Here is a 20,633-nt window from a genome sequence, read left to right on the forward strand (position 1 = left end):
CTATAATGGCCCCCCGTTTTCTTCAGACAGACCGATGAGCGACGCGTCGCCTCCTTCCTCTTCTGCCGGACCGCTCGAGCTGGGCGGCGAACTGTGGCTGCGCGCGGGCGAGCAGACGCTCGGCGGCGCCACCCGCATCGCGCTGCTCGCCGCGATCGGCGACACCGGGTCGATCACGCGCGCGGCGAAGGCCGTCGGCCTCAGCTACAAGGCCGCGTGGGATGCGATCGATACGATGAACAACCTGGCCGGCGAGCCGCTCGTGACGCGCTCGACGGGCGGCAAGGGCGGCGGCGGCACGACGCTGACGCCGCGCGCAACGTCGCTGATCGCCGCGTTCCGCACGATCGAGCGCGAGCATCGCCGCTTCATCGACGCCGCGAGCGCGGCGGTGTCCGGTTTCGACGTCGACTGGGCACTGATCGGCCGGATCGGGATGAAGACGAGCGCGCGCAACCAGTTGTTCGGCAAGGTCGAGTCGATCGTGCGCGGCACGGTGAACGACGAGGTGACGCTCGTGCTGCCCGGCGGGCAGGTGATCGTCGCGGTGCTGACGCACGAAAGTGCCGATGCGCTCGGCCTGCGGCCGGGCGCGGATGCGTGCGCGCTCGTGAAGGCGTCGTGGGTCGTGCTGGCCGTCGACGACGAAGGCGGAGCCGAAGCGTCTCTGAAGGTATCCGCACGCAACCAGTTGTACGGGACGGTCGAAACCGTCGCGGCGGGCGCGGTGAACAGCGAGGTGACGCTGGCGCTCGACGGCGGCGGGACGCTCACGGCCGTGGTCACGAACGACAGCGTCGGGGCGTTGCAACTCGACGCCGGCCGGCGTGCGATCGCGCTGTTCAAGGCATCGAGCGTGATTCTCGCGGTGACGGGCTGATTGCGCGCGGCGGCGGTGTGGGCCGTTTCCGGCGATGACCGTGGGCGGGCGAGGCGAAACCGGCGCCGCCCAACGTACGCGAGGCGCCGGCTTCGATCCCGTTTTCAGCTTGTGCCGCCAGTGCGGCTTCTCTCAGGTCAAACGTGGCCGCTTGGGCCACCGCCTTCGCGCGATCAGGTGACGCGCGTCGGCCACTCGGCGTGCGGCGTGGCGGCCTGCACGCGTCCTTCGCTCAATTGCACGACCTGGTCGCCGAATGCGGCGACGTCGTCGGGGTCGTGCGTGATGAGCACCATCGGGATATCGAGCCGCGCCTGCAGTTCGGCGAGCTCGTGGCGCATGCGCTGGCGCATCGCGCCGTCGAGTGCCGCGAACGGTTCGTCGAGCAGCAGGATGCGCGGCTGCGCGACCAGTGCGCGGGCAAGCGCGACACGCTGCTTCTGTCCGCCCGACAGCTGCGACGGGAATTGCCCGGCGAGCGTGTCGAGTTCGAACGCATGCAGCCAGTACGCGACTTCGGGCGGCACGGCCTTCGCACGCGGATTGCGCAGGCCCGACGTGAGCCCGAACGCGATGTTCTGGCGCACGTTCAGGTGCGGAAACAGCGCATAGTCCTGGAACAGGTAGGCGACGCGGCGCGCACGGGTCGGCACGTCGATGCCGCGCGCGGAATCGAACAGCGGTTCGCCATTCAGCGCGATCGTGCCTTCGTCGGGCGACAGCAGGCCGGCGATCGCCTGCAGCGTCATGCTCTTGCCCGCGCCGGACGGCCCGAACAGCACCACGCGCTGCGTGGCGGCCGTGAACGACACGTCGAGTGTGAAGCGGCGCTCCGCATTCACGTAGGTCTTGCGGATGTCGACGGCGACGCTCATGCCGGTCTCCGTCGTGCCGCGCCGCGCGTGCGGGAAGCCGATCGCGCGTCGGGAAGGCGTTTTGCCGCGACCCGTGAGGCGCGGCGGTACGGATGCGGCAGGCGCGTCATGTCAGCTGGCTCCGCCCGGCGCGCGACGGCACGAGCCAGCCGGTCGCGAGCAGCACGAGCACGCAGGTGATCGACGTCACCAGCACGAGGAAGTTGGCCGTGCTGTCGTCGCCGGCCTGCACCGCCGCATAGATCGCGACCGAAAGCGTCTGCGTGCGGCCGGGCAGGTTGCCGGCGATCATCAGCGTCGCGCCGAATTCGCCGAGCGCGCGCGCGAAGGCGAGCAGCGCACCGGCCAGGATGCCGCGCGTGGCGAGCGGCAGCGTCACGCGGAAGAACACCGCGGCTTCGCCGAGCCCGAGCGTGCGTGCCGCGCGCTCGAGATGCGGATCGACGCTTTCGAACGCCGTGCGCGCCGATTTGAGGATCAGCGGGAACGCGACGACCATCGATGCGATCACCGCGCCCTGCCACGTGAAGACGAGTTCGATGCCGAGCTTGTCGAGCCATGCGCCGAACACGCCGCGTCGGCCGAGCAGCACGAGCAGGTAATAGCCGAGCACCGTCGGCGGCAGCACGAGCGGCAGCGTCAACAGCGAATCGACCACGTCGCGCATCGGCGAGCGCCAGCGCGCGAGCAGGAAGGCGGCGGCGACGCCGAGCACTATGTCGAGCGCGGTCGCCCAGCCGGCGACCTTCAGTGACAACAGCAGCGGCACCCAGGCGTCCTGCATCATGCTGCGCTCACTTGCCCGCGGGCTTGAAGCCGAACGTGGCCAGCACGGCCTGGCCCTGCGGCGACGCGACGAAGTCGATGAACGACTGCGCCTGTGCGGCATGGCGGCTGTCCTTGACCACCGCGATCGGATAGGTGATGGCCGTCTGCGTCGGCACGGTCAGCACCACCTTCACGCGGCCCGGCATGATCGCCGCGTCGGTGCCGAATACGAAGCCGGCGTCGACTTCGCCGCGTGCGACGTAATCGAGGCTCTGGCGCACGTTGGCGGCCAGCACGCCCTTCGCGCTGACGGCGTCCCATACGCCTGCCGCACGCAGCGCGCCTTCCGTGTAACGGCCGACCGGCACCGACGCCGGGTCGCCGTACGCGATGCGCTTCACGCCGGGCGCCGTCAGGTCGTTCAGCGACGTCGGCGCGGCCACGTGGCTGTCGGCCGGCACGATCATCACGAGCGAGTTCGCCGCGAAATCGCGGCGCGTACCCGGCACGATGACCTTTTCGCCGACCGCACGATCCATCGCCTTCTGGTCGGCCGATGCGAACACGTCGGCCGGTGCGCCCTTGGCGATCTGCTGCATCAGCACGTCCGACGCGCCAAAGTTGAACAGCACCTTGGTGTCCGGATGCTGCTTCTGATAAGCATCGCCGACGGCCTTGAACGCATTCGTCAGGCTTGCCGCCGCCGACACGACCAGCGCGTCGGCAGCGGAAGCCGGCCCGCTGAACGAGACGGCCGCGGCAAGCGCGGCGAGCGGCAGCAGGCGGAGCAGGGTGCGGCGAAGCGGGCGGACGGTTGAGCGCATGGACTGGTCGTTCGAATGGAATGGTTGGAACCGTAATCGTAATATAGGGCGGGTTATAACGCTCGACATACCGTTCATGCGACGGCGCGCATGAAATCTTCAGGCCTGAATGGCGACGGGAATGACGTGCGCGCGGCCCGTCACGCGTGCAGCAACGGCGGCGATCCGGTGCGGGGCAGCGACGACGGCTGCAATGCGGGCCGGTAGTGGGGATTGGCTTTCCAGCGGGCACGGACGAACGGCCGCTCGTGCCCCGACAGTTCCAGCGCGACCCTGGTGACCCAGCGATGCGACGGCACCGTGACGCCGTGCAGCGCGACGGTGACGAGCGCGAGGCTCACGACGACCGCCGGCACCGACCAGCGGTGCGGCACTGCGTGCCACGAGCCGGCGATGAATGCCAGCGCGGCGATCGCGCCGACGATGCAGCCGGTGATCGATTCGGACGGCGAATGCGCGTCGAGCGCGACGCGCGACACGCCGACCGCGATGCCGGCCGCGAGCCCGAGCGCGATGCCGGCGATCCGCACCGTCGTGCGCGTGCGGATCAGCGCGAGGAAGATCGCGACGGGATAGACCGACGTCGACAGCATCGCGTGGCCGCTGAATCCCGTGAAGTCCCATGCGCGGATGCCGACGCCCCAGCCGAGGAATGCGATCTTGGTGAGCGCGACGACCCCGATCGCGACGGCGAGCACGCCGAGCCACGCGGCCGCACGCTGCCACGAGTAGCCGAGCGCGAGCCACACGGCGATCGTGATCGCGAGCGGCAAGGTCAGTCCGGCGCCACCGAACGCGGTGATCGTGATCCACAGGTGAGAGGACAGGTCGAACATCGGGAGAGGAACGAGCAGAGGCGGGACGAATGCTTAAATCAACGCGCGAGCCGGAGAGAACGACTACAACGGATACAAGCGGCTAAACCCCAGTATAGCGCCGCGTATGCTCGAGGCCCGTTTTTTGCGCCGCGGGGGAACTATCCGCGTGCAGGAAAAATCCCATAAACAATGCTATGGTGCATTGCACAAAGTCGAACGATCCACCGAGTGTTGTATCCCTATTTTTCCTGAACGCGAGCCCGATCGATGACCAAAAGTCTGACGAAGGTATGGCTGGGCGGCATGAAACGTATGCTGTCTCCGGCCGCCAAACGAGCGGCACGTGATGCACAGCGTATCGCGCGCGATACGCTCGAGGCCGCCGCGTCGCCCGCCGCAACCGATCTGTCCCCGCCGCGTGAGTCGCGCGTGCGGCCGCGCGCGGCTGCATGGGCGGCCGGCGAGTGGACGCGCGGCGAGCATCCGATGGCGCCCGCGCTCGGTCGCCTGGTCCAGCAGCTCGCCTACGGGCTGTACGTTCCACCTGGCCGTCGGCGCGGTGCGATACCGCTCGTGGTGATGCTGCACGGCTGCCAGCAATCGGTCGACGAGTTCTCGCAGGGCACCCGGATGAACCTGCTGGCCGACAAGCATGGCTTCGCGGTGCTGTATCCGGAGCAGTCGCTGCGCGCGCACGCGCACGGCTGCTGGCACTGGTACGAAGACACCGACCGCGCGGGTCGCGGCGAGGCGGACGCGGCCGCGTCGCTCGTCGACGCCCTCGTCGACGAGCACGGCTTCGACGCATCGCGCGTCTACGTCGCCGGGCTGTCGGCCGGCGCGGGCCTGGCAGCACTGCTCGCGCTGCACCACCCGGATCGCTTCGCGGCTGTGGCGCTGCACTCGGGCCCCGCGCTCGGCGAGGCGAATTCCGGGATCAGCGCGATGGACGTGATGCGGCGCGGCCTGCGGCAGAACCCGGCCGCGGTGGTCGACACGCTGGTCGATGCGGGGGCGTATCCGGGCATGCCCGTGTTGATCGTGCAGGGCGACCGGGACCATGTCGTCGCGCCGAAGAATGCGGACCAGTTGATGGTGCAGTTCATGCGCCTGAACGGGCTCGCGGACAGCCGCGGCGCACTGCGCGGCGGCGAGCGTGTGGAAACGCGCGAGGCTGGCGCGCAGATCACCGACGTGCGTCGCGATGGCGAGTCGATCGTGCGGCTCTGTCACGTGAAAGGGCTCGATCATGCCTGGGCGGGCGGCGACGAAGCAGTGCCGTTTCATGCGGCGGTCGGTCCCGATGCGAGCGCGATGATCTGGTCATTTTTCGAAGAGAATCGGCGCACTGTGGCGACCGAACGACGCACCGTCTGATCGACGCTGGCCAAAGCCTAGGGTTTTCCCTATAATTCGGGAAAACCCTAGTCAAAGAACCTTTGGATTGCGAGATCAAACATGTACCTGCTGAGCCACCTCTTCCTGATGTTGACCAAGAACGCTGAAAAGGCTGCGAAAGAGCGCGCCGATGCCTATCTGGCCGAAGCAACCGACATCTACGATCTCGAATTCCGCATGCGCAAGATCGATCGCGAAGCGGCGATGAACCGTCCGTTCTCGTTCGGCTCGCGTTAAGCAGCGCAGCGCGGGCCGGCTCACCAGCCGGCCCGGCGAATCGCGCAAAAGGGCGTGTGTGGCGAGCAGCCGCACACGCCCTTTTTGCATTCGGTGCCGCGCGTTGCGTCAGACGACCGTCAGGCGCACCGGCACGTTGTTGCGGGTCGCGTTCGAGTACGGGCACACGTGGTGCGCCTTGTCGACCAGCGCCTGTGCGTCGGCCTTGTCGAGCCCCGGCAGCGACACGCGCAGTTCGATGTCGAGCCCGAAGCCGCCGGCGTCGTTCGGGCCGATGCCCACTTCCGCGGTCACTTGCGTGTCGGCCGGCAGCGCCTGCTTGTTCTGGCCGGCGACGAACTTCATCGCGCTCAGGAAACAAGCCGAGTAACCTGCGGCAAACAGCTGCTCCGGGTTGGTACCTTCCGCGCCCGTACCGCCGAGCTCGCGCGGCGCGGCCAGCTTCACTTCCAGCTTGTTGTCGGCGGAGACCGCGCGGCCGTCGCGGCCGCCCGTGCTCGTGGCGCTGGTCTTGTACAGAATGTTCATGGTGCAGCTCCTGTCGGAAGAATGGTAGGAAGCGGTCCGGTCGGACGGGGTGTCGCCGGCCACGAAAGAAATATAGAACACAAATGATTAGTGTGCAAATGAAATTTGATGAAAAAGCCCGGCAGTGCCGGGCCTGTTTGAGATCGACGTGCCGTCAGCCTTCGTTGGCGGCCGACAGCGCGTTGCGTAATTGCTGGAGATCCGCGCGCAGCCTGACCAGGAACTCGGGCGTTTGCTGCATCGCGCAAAAGAGATCGGCTGGCACCGAGCGCGCCTTGAGCTTCAGCGCTCGGCCTTCCGTCGTCACGCGCACGTTCACGACGCGCTCGTCGGTCGCACTGCGCACGCGTTCGACGTAGCCGAGCGCCTCGAGCCGCTTCAGCAGCGGCGTGACGGTGGCCGGGTCGAGGTCGAGGCGGGCGGCGATATCCTTCACCGCGATATCGTCACGTTCCCACAGCACGAGCATCGCCAGATATTGGGGATAGGTCAGCGACAGTTTGTCGAGCAGCGGCTTGTACGCCTTCGTCATCGCATGCGAAGTCGAATAGAGCGCGAAGCACAGTTGCTCGTCGAGCGTCTGGGGCAGCGGGGGCAGGCGGTCCATGATTCGGGTGGCGCGGCGGACGCGCTAATGATTTGCATGCAAATTATTTTGCGCGCAACAGATTCGATTGAACAGGGGGCAGCGTGAAGGTTGGGGCGGCCGGCGGCGTGCGCCGGCCGAGTCTGCGTGAACGGCCCGACGCGACGGCCCGGCTCAACGGCCCGAGGCGGGCGTCGCGGCCCCTGGTTCCTGCACGCCGAAGCAGCCGCGATAGGTCGCATAGAACGAGCAGTACATCATCGTCACGATGATGATCGTCACCGGCATCATGATCGTCAGCACGTAGGCGCCGGCGCCGAGCGCCTGCAGCAGCAGCGACAGGCCGAACGACGTGCCGAGCGCAACGCCGAACCACAGCAGCCCGTACACCACGAATGCGCCGCGATTGCGCCAGCAACTGACGATGCTGAAGAACAGCGCCTTGGCGGGCGGGATGTCGTGCCACGCGGTGAGCACCGGCGCGAACCAGAACAACATCGCGACCGGCGCGTAGAGCAGCGTCGCCAGCAGCAGCGCGCCGAGCGTGCCTTGGGCGGCAAGCGCTTCCGGCGTCGGACTCGTTTCGCTCGTCGCGCCCAGCATCATGGTGAGCAGCCCGCCGCCGTCCACGATGGACGACGCGGCGAACACCAGCACCATCAGCGCGACGTAGACCACGCCGAGCACGAGCAGCCGCTGCGTCGTCACGGAGCCGTACGAGCGAAAGCCGTCGATGAGGATCGTCGGCATCACCGGCTTGCCGGCCACCGTGTCGCGGCACGCGGCCATGAAGCCGACGGCGATGCCGGGGATGAACAGCAGCGGCAGCGCCGCGCCGATGACGGGCACCATCGACACCAGCGTGATCGCCAGCAGGTACGTGAAAAACAGCGTGATGAACGCGAGCGGGTTCCGGCGGAACAGCCAGATACCTTGACGGAACCAGACATAGCCCGCTTTCGCGGGCACTTCGATCAGTTGCATGCGGTATGGGTCTCGGGAAGCGCGGGCGTGTGGGCGATACGCTCACGCAGGATGCGTTCGAAATGACCGGGGTCGTGCGGTTTGAGCATTTCGGCCGCGCGCGGCAGGTAGAAGTCGTACAGGCGCGATACCCAGAAGCGGTACGCGCCCGCGCGCAGCATGTTGCTCCAGTGGCGGCGCTCTTCGGCCGTGAACGGCCGGACCGTCTGGTACGCGCGCAGCAGCGCGTCCGCGCGCGCGACGTCGAGCACGCCCGTCGCGAGGTCGACGCACCAGTCGTTGACGGTCACCGCGACGTCGAACAGCCATTTGTCGCAGCCCGCGAAATAGAAATCGAAGAAGCCGCCGAGCCGGATGTCGTGACCGGTGCCGGGCGCCGCGTGCGCGAACAGCACGTTGTCGCGGAACAGGTCGCAGTGGCACGGGCCGCTCGGCAGCGCCGCGTAGTCGTCCGACGAGAAGAACGCGGTCTGGTGCGCGAGTTCGTCCTCGAGCAGCGTGCGCTGCGCCTTGGAAATGAACGGCACGATCGCCGGCACGTTCTCCTGCCACCATGGCAGGCTGCGCAGGTTCGGCTGGTGGCGCGCATAGTCGCGCCCCGCGAGATGCAGGCGCGCGAGCATCTGCCCGACCTCGATGCAGTGTTCGACCCCCGGTGCGAGTTCGGCGGCGCCGTCGAGCTTCGTGACGATCGCCGCCGGCTTGCCGTGCAGTTCGCCGAACAGCGCGCCGTCGTCGCGCGGGACCGGATCCGGCACCGGCACGCCGTGGCTGGCCAGATGGCGCATCAGGTCCAGGTAGAACGGCAGCTGTTCCGCCGTCAGCTTTTCGAAGATCGTCAGGACGTATTCGCCGCGCGTCGTCGTCAGGAAGAAGTTGCTGTTTTCGATGCCGGACGGAATGCCGCGGAACGCCAGCACGTCGCCCAGTTCGTAGTGGCGCATCCATTGCGCGAGATCGGAGTCGGAAACAGCGGTGAAAACGGCCATGCGAGATGCGTCTGGTCAGTTGTCGGCACGCGCGCGGCGTGCGGCGCGACAGGAGGTGAAGGGAAAGCCGGTGCGCCGCGTCGGGATCGACGCGGCGCGGCAGGAAATCAGTAGCGGAGGTTGACCGATGGCAGGCGCGTGATCGGGACGCCCGCGTCATGCGGCTTCGGCGAGGTGTCGAGCGTCGAGCTCATCTGGTAGCGCGTGCCGAAGTTCGACTTCACGTCGATCTCGACCGGCTTGCCGCGATCGCGATACTCGGTGACCTCGGTGCCGTTCTTGCTCTTTTCATGGAAGCTCGGCGTGCGACGAATGTCGGCGAAGTCGACTTTCGACGTGACTTCGGCGCCGGGCCGGTTGATCTTGCGGAGATCGGGCAGGCCGGCGGCTTCGTTGGCCTCGGCCCGGGCCTGCGTGTCGGCGTCGGGCGTGCCGCCGGCGGCGTAGGCGGCGGCAAACGTGCCAGCGAGCACGGCGGCAGCGGCGACGAGAATGAGCGGCTTCATGATGAGTCTCCAGTGAACCTTTGGATTTTAGCAAATACTGCGCGCGGCCCGGCCCTCGCGTGCAAGCGGCGTGCGAGCGGGCGGCCATGAGCGTGACCGGGTTCCGTGGTAATGTCGTCCGATCAGACGAGGTGATGAAAATGAAGAACGATTTGAGCCGCCGGCATCGGGTGCTGACGCCTGAGAGCCCGCCCGTCGAAGCATTCGACGATTCCGTTGCCGCCGTCGCGCGGCTGTCGGCCATCTACGACACCAATACCGGCTTCCTGCGCGACGCGTTCGCGCGTTATCGCCGCCATGAATCGATCACCGAGCACGTGCGCGCGTGCTACCCGTTCGTGCGGATTCGTACCGACGTCAACACGCACGTCGATTCGCGCCGTTCGTATGGCTTCGTCGCGGGCCCCGGCGTGTTCGAGACGACCGTCACGCGTCCCGACCTGTTCGCGAACTACTATCGCGAGCAGCTGCGCCTGCTGTCGAAGAACCACCATGTGAAGATCGAGATCGGCGTGTCGTCGCAGCCGATTCCGGTTCACTTCGCGTTTCCCGAAGGCATTCACCTCGAAGGCGAGCTCGACCGCGACCGGCTGCTCGCGATGCGCGACATCTTCGACACGCCCGACCTGTCGTACCTCGACGACCGCATCGTCAACGGCACGTTCGAGCCGGCACCCGGCGAGCCGCATCCGCTCGCGCTGTTTACCGCGGCGCGCGTCGACTTCTCGCTGCACCGGCTGCGTCACTACACGGCGACATCGCCCACGCACTTCCAGAATTACGTGCTCTACACGAACTACCAGTTCTATATCGACGAATTCGTGAAGCTCGGCCGCACGCTGATGACGGAAAGCACCGATCCCGACGTGCGCGCGTACCGCAGCCAGTACAGTTCGTTCGTCGAGCCGGGCGACGTCATCACGTACAACGCGAACCTCGGCAGCGAGCCGGCCGAGGGCGCCGCGCCGCCGCGGCTGCCGCAGATGCCCGCGTATCACCTGAAGCGCGCGGACGGCAGCGGGATCACGATGGTCAACATCGGTGTCGGTCCGTCGAACGCGAAGACGATCACCGATCACATCGCGGTGCTGCGTCCGCATGCCTGGGTGATGCTCGGTCACTGCGCGGGCCTGCGCAACACGCAGCGCCTCGGCGACTACGTGCTCGCGCACGGTTACGTGCGCGAGGATCACGTGCTGGATGCGGACCTGCCGCTGTGGGTGCCGATCCCGGCGCTCGCCGAAGTACAGCTCGCGCTCGAACGCGGCGTGGCCGAGGTCACGCGTCTCGAAGGCGCCGAACTGAAGCGCGTGATGCGCACGGGCACGGTCGCGAGCGTCGACAACCGCAACTGGGAACTGCGCGATCACCGCGAGCCCGTGCAGCGGCTGTCGCAGAGCCGCGCGATCGCGCTCGACATGGAAAGTGCGACGATCGCCGCCAACGGTTTCCGTTTCCGCGTGCCGTACGGCACGCTGCTGTGCGTCTCGGACAAGCCGCTGCATGGCGAGCTGAAGCTGCCGGGCATGGCCGACACGTTCTATCGCGGCCAGGTCGACCAGCATCTGCAGATCGGCGTGAAGGCGATGGAGATTCTGCGCACGAACGGGCTCGACAAGCTTCATAGCCGCAAACTTCGGAGCTTCGCGGAAGTGGCGTTTCAGTAATAAGCCCTTGCGGTATAAGGCTCCCCGGATGATCCGGGGAGCCTTCGCGTCCAACATGGGAGTCGGTGTCTAACTTGAACGCGTCAATGGAACGGGTTGAACGCGTTCTACTTCACGTTCTTTCGGTCGTGTGGCCGGCCAGTGATTGCGCTGCCGCGGCCCCCCGCTGCGGTTTCAGATCGGTCAGTGCTTTCGCCCACAGGTCGTGGAAGTGCGTGCGGATCTGAACGCACGTACCAACATCCAAATCATCAACGCGCCGGACGGAGCGCCGGCCTTTGTGGTGATCCCCTAAGCGGACTACATGGCGCAGCACGAAGAGGAGCGCGACCTGATCCCGCACGAAGTGATCAGCGCCACAATTGACGGGGCGACGCCGCTGCGCGCATGGCGCGAACATCTGAAACTGACGCAGGCCGATATCGCGGCCCGACTCGGCATCAGCCAGGCGCATACGCGCAGCAGGAGCGAAGCGAGAAGCTGCGCAAGTCGACGCGCGAGAAGATCGCCGCCGCGCTTGGCATCACGGCCGCGCAGCTCGATTTCTGACGCGCGGTCAGCCGCGAAAGAAAGCCGCCAGACACTACGGTGCTGGCGGCTTTTTTAGGGTTCTTCGTGGAATTTCGTGAACCGATGACGATGCGTATGCCTCTGGCCGCGAAAATCCCAACCGTGTCGCCGCGATGACCGTGGTCATCCTTTGTGTGCGAATGCCAGCACGATCGCGTTGCCCAGTTCGTCGACAACCCTGGTCGACGCGCCCGGCGCCGCGAACATCGTGAACTCGACATCGGGCAGGGCCGGCAGGCCGGCATCCGGCGGGATCGCACGCAAGCCGTGCGCAAGTTGTGTGTGCACGATCGGTGTCACCGCAAAGCCCGCGTGCGCGGCGGCGCACAGGCCGGCGCCGCTCGGGCACACGAGCACGATCCGGTAATCCACGCCCGCGCGGGCCAGTGCTGCCAGCGAGGCCTCACGATACGGGCAGGGTTCCGGCAGCAGCGCAATCGGCACCGGTACGCCAGGCGTGAGCGACATCCAATCCGCACCGGCCCACACAAGCGGCTCGCGCCAGAGTACGCGTCCGGTGGGCCCGTCATGGCACCGTCCACCCATCACCACATCCAGTTCACCGTGATCCAGCGCCTGGAGCAATTCGCCCGGGATACCGACTCTGATGCTGAATGCGATGCGCGGGTACCGCACGGCAAACGCCTGTATCACATGCATCAGCCTGACATTGGCGAGGTCTTCCGACAGCCCCACGCGGATCGCGCCTGCACTCGGTTCGCGCAGCAGTTGCGCGCGCGCGTCCTGATTAAGCGCGAGGATGGCGCGCGCGTAACCCAGCAGCAGTTCGCCGTCCACCGTGAGCGTGACCGAGCGCGTGGTGCGCACGAGCAGGTCACGGCCGGTCTGTTTTTCCAGGCGCCGCAGATGCGCGCTGACCGCGGACTGCGTCAGATTCAGACGGGCCGCGGCATGCGTGAACCCGCCTTCCTGGACGACGGTCACGAAAGAGCGCAGCAAAACGGTATCGAACATGACATGCCCCGAAATACAGTGCGAATGCTACTGAGTAACGCGATGATACTTCGTTTATATTTTGAATCGAACTATGTTCTGATGAGGGCCGTCAACCCGTCAGGAGTCATTTCATGTCGACCTTGCTGCATATCGAATCCTCCCCGCGCAAGTCGCGGTCCGCATCACTCGACGTTGCGCGCGCGTATCTGGAAGCCTGGCGCAACGCGCATCCGGAGCATCGGGTCGACGTGCTCGACCTGTGGGCGATGCCATTGCCGGAGCTCGACGGCGATGCGCTCGATGCCAAATACGCGGACTTGAGCGGTACACCGCTCAGCGAAGGCCAGCAGCAAGCGTGGGCAGGTTTCCGGCAGCTGGCGCAGCGGATGCACGACGCGGATACGCTGCTGTTCTCCGTGCCGCTGTGGAATTTTTCCATCCCATACAAGCTCAAGCATTTCATCGACGCCGTGTCCCACCGCGGCGTCCTCTTCTCATTCGACGAGCGTGGGTTAGCGGGATTGCTGAACGGCAAGAAAGCAGTCGTGATCTATGCGAGAGGCCTCGACTATTCAAGGCAATCGAACACCCCTGCCGAGTCGTTCGATTTTCAGCGGCCGTTTCTTGAAGCGTGGCTGCGCTTCATCGGTATCACCGACATCGAATCGATCATCGTCGAGAAAACGCTGTTCGGACCTGAAGTCGATCACGCGGGCAGAGAGGCTGCGCGCAAACGGGCGGTGACGCTGGTACACGCAGCATCAGCATCGGCTTCGGTTGATGGCTGAACTGGCCAATGGCTGGAGACCGCCGAGCACCGACGGGCGAATGCCGCGCAAGCCGCAGGCGTAACGACAAAGGCCGCACGCGAACTTTCGTTCACGTGCGGCCTTGTTCTTTGTCCTGCGGTGCGCGACCCCGATCGACCCCGCACTCAGATGCTCAGCACTCACCCTTCTTCGCGTGTCCCGGCGGGCAATGGTAGCCGCCGTGACCGCGATGGCGCTGATGATCTTCCCACTCGCGACGCTCCCAGTAGCGGCGGCCGTCCCAGTAACGATCGCCGTGCCAGCCGATCACGACCGCAGGCCCCGGAGCGACCACGACAGGCGCGGGCGCGACGACGACCGGCGCGGGCGTGCCGATGTTGACGTCGACGTTGACGGCTTGGGCGAGGCCGGACAGCGAAAGACCGAGGCCGGCGAAGGCGAGGGCGATCAGCGAGTGTTTCATGTTGTTTTCCGTGATGTCGTTGTCAAAAGGCCGGCGCGACGCGATGGACGCGAGGGGGGATCGTTCCACCGGGGGACGCCACGCCGACGAGATGCAGTGTGCAGGCGCCGCGCGAAAAAGGCGAGACGGGTTTGTTACGTCGGATTGACGTCAGATGCGCCGGCCGGATCGATGACAGGCTGCATGATTTGACAATGGCGGGCCACGCATGGGAGGCGTCGACCGCATTGCGCGATGCAGGCTGCCCGGATTTGACATTCGCCGGCGCGCGGCTGCGCGGCGGGATTAATACGGCGTTACAAAATGACGCGCGACGGGTGGCGGAATTACCGTGCCTGCCGCGCAGGAGACGCGATGCCGGCCGTGAGGCCGGCCATCGCATCGATCGAATTACAGATAGAACATGCGGTCTTCTTCGGGCCGCGGCGGATGGTCTTCGCCGTCCGCACCTTCTTCCTCGCCGCTGTCCTCGTAGAACGCGAGCACGGCGTCGAGCACCTGGTCGGGATCGTCGATTACCTGCATCAGATCCATGTCTTCCGGATTGATGAGGCCCATCGGAATCAGCTGGTCGCGGAACCATTGCAGCAGCCCCTGCCAGAACGTGCTACCCACAAGAATGATCGGCACGAGGCGCGACTTCTTCGTCTGGATCAGCGTGAGCACCTCGGACAGTTCGTCGAGCGTGCCGAAGCCGCCCGGCATCACGATCACCGCGTCGGAGTTCTTCACGAACGTTACCTTGCGCGTGAAGAAGTGGCGGAAGCGCAGCGAGATGTCCTGGTAGTGGTTGCCCGCCTGCTCGTGCGGCAACTCGATGTTCAGGCCGACCGACGGCGCCTTGCCGGCGTGCGCCCCCTTGTTCGCGGCTTCCATGATGCCGGGGCCGCCGCCGGAGATCACGGCGAAGCCCGCGTCGGACAGCTTGCGCGCGATCTGCACGGCCAGCTTGTAGTGCGGCGTGTCGGGCTTGAGACGGGCAGAACCGTAGATGCTGACGGCAGGTCGGATCTCCGACAGGTACTCGGTCGCCTCGATAAACTCTGCCATAATCGTGAACATCTGCCACGATGCGCGCGCCTTCTTGGCCGTCGCGCGTTCTTGATCTGCGAGCGAACGCAGACTCGGAATCACTTTTCTCTTGTTCATAATGCCTGAAGAACGAAATCTGGAAGGTAAGACCCTGCTATTGGTTGACGGTTCGAGCTATCTGTATCGGGCTTACCATGCGATGCCTGATTTGCGTGGCCCTGGCGGGGAGCCGACCGGAGCGCTCTACGGAATCATCAACATGCTGCGCCGTATGCGCAAGGAAGTCAGTGCAGAGTATAGCGCTTGCGTGTTCGATGCAAAGGGCAAGACGTTCCGTGACGACCTTTATGCCGACTATAAGGCAAACCGTCCGTCGATGCCGCCCGATCTTGCACTGCAGGTCGAGCCGATTCACGGCGCGGTACGTGCGCTCGGCTGGCCGCTGCTGATGGTCGAGGGCGTCGAGGCCGACGACGTGATCGGCACGCTCGCGCGCGAAGCCGAGCGGCACGGGATGAACGTGATCGTGTCGACCGGCGACAAGGACCTCGCGCAGCTCGTCACCGATCACGTCACGCTCGTCAACACGATGACCAACGAGACGCTCGATCGCGGCGGCGTGATCGAGAAGTTCGGCGTGCCGCCCGAGCGGATCATCGACTATCTCGCGTTGATCGGCGACACCGTCGACAACGTGCCCGGCGTCGAGAAATGCGGGCCGAAGACAGCCGTGAAATGGTTGTCGCAATACGACAGCCTCGACGGCGTGATCGAACACGCGGGCGAGATCAAGGGCGTGGTCGGCGACAACCTGCGCCGCGCGCTCGACTTCCTGCCGCTCGGCCGCAAGCTCGTGACCGTCGACACGGCCTGCGATCTCGCACCGCATCTCGAATCGATCGAAGCGTCGCTGAAGAGCGACGGCGAAGCACGCGACCTGCTGCGCGACATCTTTGCGCGCTATGGCTTCAAGACGTGGCTGCGCGAAGTCGACAGCGCGCCCGCCGAAGGCGGCGGCGCCGACGCGCCGGAAGGCGAGCCGGCACCGGTGGTCGCGGCGGACATCGTCCGCGAATACGACACGATCCAGACCTGGGAACAGTTCGATGCATGGTTCGCGAAGATCGATGCGGCCGCACTGACCGCGTTCGACACCGAAACGACCTCGCTTGATCCGATGACCGCGCGGCTCGTCGGCCTGTCGTTTTCGATCGAGCCGGGCAAGGCCGCGTATCTTCCGGTCGCGCACCGCGGCCCTGATCTTCCCGAGCAGTTGCCGATCGACGACGTGCTCGCGCGCCTGAAGCCGTGGCTCGAATCGGCCGACCGCAAGAAGGTGGGCCAACACCTGAAGTACGACGCGCAGGTGCTCGCGAACTACGACATCGCGCTGAACGGTATCGAGCACGACACGATGCTCGAATCGTACGTGCTCGAATCGCACCGCACGCACGACATGGACAGCCTCGCGTTGCGTCATCTGGGCGTCAAGACGATCAAGTATGAAGACGTGGCCGGCAAGGGCGCGAAGCAGATCGGCTTCGACGAAGTGGCGCTCGAGCAGGCCGCCGCGTACGCCGCCGAAGATGCGGACATCACGCTGCAGCTTCATCATGCGCTGTATCCGCAGGTTGCGCGCGAACCGGGCCTCGAGCGTGTGTATCGCGAGATCGAGATGCCGGTGTCGCTCGTGCTGCGCAAGATGGAGCGCACCGGCGTGCTCATCGACGACGCACTGCTGCAGGCGCAAAGCAGCGAGATCGCGACGCGTCTCATCGAGCTCGAAGGGCAGGCGTACGAACTGGCCGGCGGCGAATTCAATCTCGGCTCGCCGAAGCAGATCGGGCAGATCTTCTTCGAGAAGCTGCAGTTGCCGGTCGTGAAGAAGACGCCGAGCGGCGCCCCGTCGACCGACGAAGAAGTGCTGCAGAAGCTGGCCGAGGATTACCCGCTGCCGAAGCTGCTGCTCGAGCATCGCGGGCTGTCGAAGCTGAAGTCGACCTACACCGACAAGCTGCCGCGCATGGTGAATCCCGCAACGGGCCGCGTGCACACGAACTACGCGCAGGCCGTCGCGGTAACGGGTCGCCTTGCGTCGAACGATCCCAATCTTCAGAACATTCCGGTGCGCACGGCCGAGGGCCGGCGGATCCGCGAGGCGTTCATCGCATCGCCGGGTCACCGCATCGTGTCGGCCGACTATTCGCAGATCGAACTGCGGATCATGGCGCACATTTCGGGCGATGCGTCGCTGCTGCGCGCGTTCTCGCAGGGCGAGGACATCCACCGCGCAACGGCCGCCGAAGTGTTCGGCGTGACGCCGCTGGAAGTCAACTCCGACCAGCGCCGGATCGCGAAGGTGATCAACTTCGGGCTCATCTACGGGATGAGCGCGTTCGGCCTCGCGTCGAACCTCGGCATCACGCGCGATGCGGCGAAGCTGTATATCGACCGCTATTTCGCGCGCTACCCGGGCGTCGCGCAGTACATGGAGGACACGCGTGCGGCCGCGAAGGAAAAGGGCTACGTCGAAACCGTTTTTGGCCGCCGCCTGTGGCTGCCGGAGATCAACGGCGGCAACGGCCCGCGCCGTCAGGCCGCTGAACGTGCGGCCATCAATGCACCGATGCAGGGCACGGCTGCCGACCTGATCAAGCTGTCGATGATCGCGGTGGACGACTGGTTGACGCGCGACCACCTCGCATCGCGGATGATCATGCAGGTGCACGACGAACTGGTGCTCGAGGTGCCCGACGACGAACTGTCGCTCGTGCGCGAGAAACTGCCGGAAATGATGTGCGGCGTGGCGAAGCTGAAGGTGCCGCTGGTCGCTGAAGTGGGTGCCGGCGCGAACTGGGAAGAGGCACACTGACGCACCCCCGCGTGATTCCCGCGTCCCGCGGCATATTGTTGCAGGGATGCTGAATATCGAGATGGTTTGCTTGTGGTCAACGCGCAAGCTCCCGGACAATGCATGTCAGTCAGGTCATTGTCGCGGGGGCAGCGCGCCCCGCGTTCCGGGATCGGCGCATCGAAGTGTTTCGAACTGCACATCGATGATGTCCGAACCGGTTAATCCAGCGGGCGGCGCGGACGCATCGCGTCTGCATCGTTCGGCGGCAGCAGTTTCGAATCGCAAAGGGGGAATCGGATGCATCGGATCATCATCGTAGGCGGAGGCGCGGGCGGCCTGGAACTGGCGACGCGGCTCGGCGATCGTTACAGCGCGCGCGGCAATCGTCCCGCGCGTGCGCTTGTCACGCTCGTCGACCGCAATCCGACCCACATCTGGAAGCCATTGCTGCACGAGGTCGCGGCCGGCAGCATGGACCCGTTCACGCAGGAACTCGAATACGCGGCGCAGGCGCGCTGGCATGGCTTCGAGTTTCAGCAGGGCGAACTGACCTCGCTCGATCGCGCGGCGAAGCGCATCACCCTGTCGCCCGTCAACGACAGCGACGGCGAGGAGCTGCTGCCGGCGCGCGACCTGGAATACGACACGCTCGTGATCGCGATCGGCAGCACGACGCATTTCTTCGGCGTGCAGGGCGCGGCCGAAAACGCGATTGCGCTCGATACGGTCGGCGAGGCCGAGCGCTTCCGCAAGCGCCTGATCGCCGCGTGCATGCGCGCCGAGCACCAGGCGCCGGCGCAGCCCGCGCCGGGAGCGCCGGACGAGCCGCGCATCCAGGTGGTGATCGTCGGCGGTGGCGCGACGGGCGTCGAGTTGTCCGCGGAACTGCGCAACACCGCGCAGGTGCTGTCCGTCTATGGGCTGCACAAGCTCGACCCGCAGCACGACGTCGGCATCGTGCTGATCGAATCGGGGCCGCGGATTCTGCCTGCGCTGCAGGAGCGCGTATCGACCGCAACGGCCGAGCTGCTCGAAAAGCTCGGCGTGCGATTGATGCTCGCGGAGCGTGTGACCGAGGTCGCGCCGGGTTTCGTGCATACCGCGAGCGGCAAGTCGGTGCGCGCGGATCTCACGGTCTGGGCGGCCGGCATCAAGGCGCCGTCCGTGCTGTCGAATCTTGACGGCCTGCAGGTCAACAAGCTCGGCCAGCTCGACGTGCGTCGCACACTGCAGACCTTCACCGACGACAACGTCTTCGCACTCGGCGATTGCGCGGCATGCGTATGGCCCGGCAACGAGCGCAACGTGCCGCCGCGTGCACAGGCCGCGCACCAGCAGGCGAGCTTTCTGCTGAAGGCGATCGGCTGCCGGCTCGACGGACGTCAGCTGCCCGAGTTCACATATCGCGATTTTGGTTCGCTCGTGTCGCTCGGTCACTTCAGCGCGGTCGGCAACCTGATGGGCGGCCTGATCGGCGGCAACATGCTGATCGAAGGGCTGTTCGCGCGCTTCATGTACATGTCGCTGTACCGCCTGCACATCGCGGCGCTGCACGGCTATCCGCGCATGATGCTCGATACGTTCGCGCACTGGCTGCGCCGCACGACGCTGCCGCGCGTCAAACTGCACTGACCGCGCGGTTCGTGCTCCGACGGGCAGGGAACGCGTATCGAGCGCGTTTCCTGCCCGTTGTCGTTTCAAGTGCGGTTGACCCGGATTCGCGCACCGGCCCTGCTATTGCGCATCGTTTGGTTCCAATCCGTGGACATTCGAGCGCGCGACGGCGCTCGCCGCATGCGTGCCCCGCATGGATTTGCCGGGCCGGGGTGCCGCGGTTGTCGATACCTTTGGATGCCACCGCATGACACCGTCGTAATCGAGTCTTACACATCTGACAGTTGACGCGACAACGGATTATTGGGCATCTTGTCCGGGTTTCCGCTTGCGGCGGGGTGCCAACCGCCGCGACATCCGCGCCGTCCGCCGGCATGACGCCGGGTCGAGTCCCTGGCCGCGACGGCGGTGCCCAATCGAGGAGTGCATTCATGTTGAAACCCGAAGTCGACAGCCTGGTTCCCCACGTTCCGTTCTCGCGCCGCAAGTTCATGCAGGCCGCGCTGGGCGGCACCTTCGCGGCGGCCGTGCTGCCCGTGTCGGCGCAGACGATCACGACCGACAGCACCGGGCTGGACGTCGACACCATCGAGATCCGCTCGGGCGACGCGAGCATCCCCGCGTATCGCGCGCAGCCGGTCGACAAGACGAACCTGCCGGTCGTCATCGTGATCCACGAGATCTTCGGCGTGCATGCGCATATCGCCGACGTCTGCCGCCGCTTCGCGAAGCTCGGCTATCTGGCGATCGCGCCGGACCTGTTCGCGCGCCAGGGCAATGCGTCGAAGTATCCGACGATGAAGGAGCTTTTCGACAACATCATCAGCAAGGTGCCTGACCGGCAGGTCACCGAGGATCTCGATGCGACCGTCGCGTGGGCCGGCAAGAACGGCGGTGACCTGTCGCGTCTCGGCGTGACGGGGTTCTGCTGGGGCGGCCGCCAGGCGTGGCTGTACGCGGAGCATAATCCGCACGTGCGCGCGGCCGTCGCATGGTACGGGTTCGTCGAGGGCACGACCGACGAGATGACGCCGTTCAATCCGGTCGATCATGCGTCGTTGCTGAAGGTACCCGTGCTCGGGCTGTACGGCGAGAAGGACACGAACATCACGCAGGCGTCGCTCGCGGACATGCGCAAGGCAATCCAGACGAGCGATTCGAAGCTCGCGCGTCAATCGGAGATCGTCGTGTATCCGGATGCCGGCCACGCGTTCTTCGCCGATTATCGGCCGAGTTACGTGAAGGGCGACGCCGAGGACGGCTGGAAGCGCGCGATCGAGTGGTTCCACAAGTACGGCGTGATGTGAACGACA

The 20,633-nt window shown here is 65.9% G+C and carries 20 protein-coding genes and 1 pseudogene; 9 read left to right on the plus strand and 12 right to left on the minus strand.

The window, feature by feature from the left end:
• Positions 1-34: 34 nt before the first annotated feature.
• The gene (locus LGM71_RS10955; RefSeq protein ID WP_226114847.1) at positions 35-880 is read left to right on the plus strand and encodes a TOBE domain-containing protein; all 846 of its coding nucleotides are present in this window, start codon (positions 35-37) and stop codon (positions 878-880) included.
• Between the two features lie 173 nt (positions 881-1,053).
• On the opposite strand, the gene LGM71_RS10960 is transcribed toward LGM71_RS10955, so the two are convergent.
• The 4 genes from LGM71_RS10960 to LGM71_RS10975 form a co-directional block, all read right to left on the minus strand.
• On the minus strand, positions 1,054-1,755 hold the full coding sequence (locus LGM71_RS10960) for a sulfate/molybdate ABC transporter ATP-binding protein (protein ID WP_124901302.1): 702 nt from the start codon (positions 1,753-1,755) through the stop codon (positions 1,054-1,056).
• A gap of 106 nt (positions 1,756-1,861) precedes the next feature.
• Positions 1,862-2,539 (minus strand): molybdate ABC transporter permease subunit, encoded by a 678-nt coding sequence (gene modB / locus LGM71_RS10965; protein ID WP_059601856.1) that lies wholly within the window; start codon positions 2,537-2,539, stop codon positions 1,862-1,864.
• 10 nt (positions 2,540-2,549) lie between these two features.
• The gene (gene modA / locus LGM71_RS10970; protein WP_124621152.1) at positions 2,550-3,347 is read right to left on the minus strand and encodes a molybdate ABC transporter substrate-binding protein; all 798 of its coding nucleotides are present in this window, start codon (positions 3,345-3,347) and stop codon (positions 2,550-2,552) included.
• 140 nt (positions 3,348-3,487) lie between these two features.
• The gene (locus LGM71_RS10975; protein ID WP_124621154.1) at positions 3,488-4,183 is read right to left on the minus strand and encodes a phosphatase PAP2 family protein; all 696 of its coding nucleotides are present in this window, start codon (positions 4,181-4,183) and stop codon (positions 3,488-3,490) included.
• 249 nt (positions 4,184-4,432) lie between these two features.
• On the opposite strand from LGM71_RS10975, the gene LGM71_RS10980 reads away from it, so the two are divergent.
• Positions 4,433-5,542 (plus strand): PHB depolymerase family esterase, encoded by a 1,110-nt coding sequence (locus LGM71_RS10980; RefSeq protein WP_226114848.1) that lies wholly within the window; start codon positions 4,433-4,435, stop codon positions 5,540-5,542.
• A gap of 81 nt (positions 5,543-5,623) precedes the next feature.
• A complete protein-coding gene (locus LGM71_RS10985) occupies positions 5,624-5,800 on the plus strand; it encodes a DUF3563 family protein (protein ID WP_069228557.1) in 177 nt (58 codons plus the stop codon).
• Positions 5,801-5,908: 108 nt separating this feature from the next.
• On the opposite strand, the gene LGM71_RS10990 is transcribed toward LGM71_RS10985, so the two are convergent.
• The 5 genes from LGM71_RS10990 to LGM71_RS11010 all read right to left on the minus strand — a co-directional run bounded on the left by LGM71_RS10990 (position 5,909) and on the right by LGM71_RS11010 (position 9,393).
• Positions 5,909-6,328: an organic hydroperoxide resistance protein gene (locus LGM71_RS10990; protein ID WP_031399791.1), complete on the minus strand. Its 420-nt coding sequence runs from the start codon at positions 6,326-6,328 to the stop codon at positions 5,909-5,911.
• A 154-nt stretch (positions 6,329-6,482) separates the two neighbouring features.
• Positions 6,483-6,935 carry a MarR family winged helix-turn-helix transcriptional regulator gene (locus LGM71_RS10995; protein ID WP_059601701.1) on the minus strand — a complete coding sequence of 151 codons (453 nt, stop codon included), beginning with the start codon at positions 6,933-6,935 and terminating at the stop codon, positions 6,483-6,485.
• A gap of 153 nt (positions 6,936-7,088) precedes the next feature.
• Positions 7,089-7,898 carry a BPSS1780 family membrane protein gene (locus tag LGM71_RS11000; protein WP_059466514.1) on the minus strand — a complete coding sequence of 270 codons (810 nt, stop codon included), beginning with the start codon at positions 7,896-7,898 and terminating at the stop codon, positions 7,089-7,091.
• On the minus strand, positions 7,889-8,887 hold the full coding sequence (locus LGM71_RS11005; protein ID WP_226114849.1) for a homoserine kinase: 999 nt from the start codon (positions 8,885-8,887) through the stop codon (positions 7,889-7,891). The genes LGM71_RS11000 and LGM71_RS11005 overlap by 10 nt, the downstream gene beginning before the upstream one ends.
• 107 nt (positions 8,888-8,994) lie before the next feature.
• Positions 8,995-9,393, minus strand: coding sequence for a hypothetical protein (locus tag LGM71_RS11010; RefSeq protein ID WP_124621159.1), 399 nt, complete (start codon positions 9,391-9,393; stop codon positions 8,995-8,997).
• Positions 9,394-9,533: 140 nt separating this feature from the next.
• Between LGM71_RS11010 and LGM71_RS11015 the strand changes: the two genes are divergently transcribed.
• Entirely contained in the window at positions 9,534-11,060 is a 1,527-nt protein-coding gene (locus LGM71_RS11015) for an AMP nucleosidase (RefSeq protein WP_059601858.1), read from the plus strand.
• A gap of 304 nt (positions 11,061-11,364) precedes the next feature.
• Positions 11,365-11,609: pseudogene (locus tag LGM71_RS11020) on the plus strand (helix-turn-helix domain-containing protein).
• Positions 11,610-11,753: 144 nt separating this feature from the next.
• Here LGM71_RS11020 and LGM71_RS11025 read toward each other — a convergent pair.
• The gene (locus tag LGM71_RS11025; protein ID WP_226114850.1) at positions 11,754-12,605 is read right to left on the minus strand and encodes a LysR substrate-binding domain-containing protein; all 852 of its coding nucleotides are present in this window, start codon (positions 12,603-12,605) and stop codon (positions 11,754-11,756) included.
• Positions 12,606-12,718: 113 nt separating this feature from the next.
• Between LGM71_RS11025 and LGM71_RS11030 the strand changes: the two genes are divergently transcribed.
• Positions 12,719-13,375, plus strand: coding sequence for an FMN-dependent NADH-azoreductase (locus LGM71_RS11030; RefSeq protein ID WP_226114851.1), 657 nt, complete (start codon positions 12,719-12,721; stop codon positions 13,373-13,375).
• A gap of 154 nt (positions 13,376-13,529) precedes the next feature.
• Here the strand turns inward: LGM71_RS11030 and LGM71_RS11035 are convergent, their stop codons facing one another.
• Both LGM71_RS11035 and LGM71_RS11040 read right to left on the minus strand, forming a co-directional pair.
• Complete coding sequence (locus LGM71_RS11035; protein WP_226114852.1) at positions 13,530-13,820, minus strand: hypothetical protein; 291 nt, start codon at positions 13,818-13,820, stop codon at positions 13,530-13,532.
• Positions 13,821-14,210: 390 nt separating this feature from the next.
• Positions 14,211-14,969: a TIGR00730 family Rossman fold protein gene (locus LGM71_RS11040; RefSeq protein ID WP_059601715.1), complete on the minus strand. Its 759-nt coding sequence runs from the start codon at positions 14,967-14,969 to the stop codon at positions 14,211-14,213.
• 1 nt (position 14,970) lies between these two features.
• Between LGM71_RS11040 and polA the strand changes: the two genes are divergently transcribed.
• The 3 genes from polA to LGM71_RS11055 all read left to right on the plus strand — a co-directional run bounded on the left by polA (position 14,971) and on the right by LGM71_RS11055 (position 20,627).
• Positions 14,971-17,724 (plus strand): DNA polymerase I, encoded by a 2,754-nt coding sequence (polA, locus tag LGM71_RS11045; protein WP_174908638.1) that lies wholly within the window; start codon positions 14,971-14,973, stop codon positions 17,722-17,724.
• Between the two features lie 279 nt (positions 17,725-18,003).
• Positions 18,004-19,338 carry an NAD(P)/FAD-dependent oxidoreductase gene (locus tag LGM71_RS11050; protein WP_059601719.1) on the plus strand — a complete coding sequence of 445 codons (1,335 nt, stop codon included), beginning with the start codon at positions 18,004-18,006 and terminating at the stop codon, positions 19,336-19,338.
• A gap of 413 nt (positions 19,339-19,751) precedes the next feature.
• Positions 19,752-20,627 (plus strand): dienelactone hydrolase family protein, encoded by an 876-nt coding sequence (locus tag LGM71_RS11055; protein WP_124906250.1) that lies wholly within the window; start codon positions 19,752-19,754, stop codon positions 20,625-20,627.
• Positions 20,628-20,633 lie beyond the last annotated feature (6 nt).

The sequence above is a fragment of the Burkholderia sp. AU33545 genome, assembly GCF_020419685.1.
Classification (GTDB): domain Bacteria; phylum Pseudomonadota; class Gammaproteobacteria; order Burkholderiales; family Burkholderiaceae; genus Burkholderia; species Burkholderia diffusa.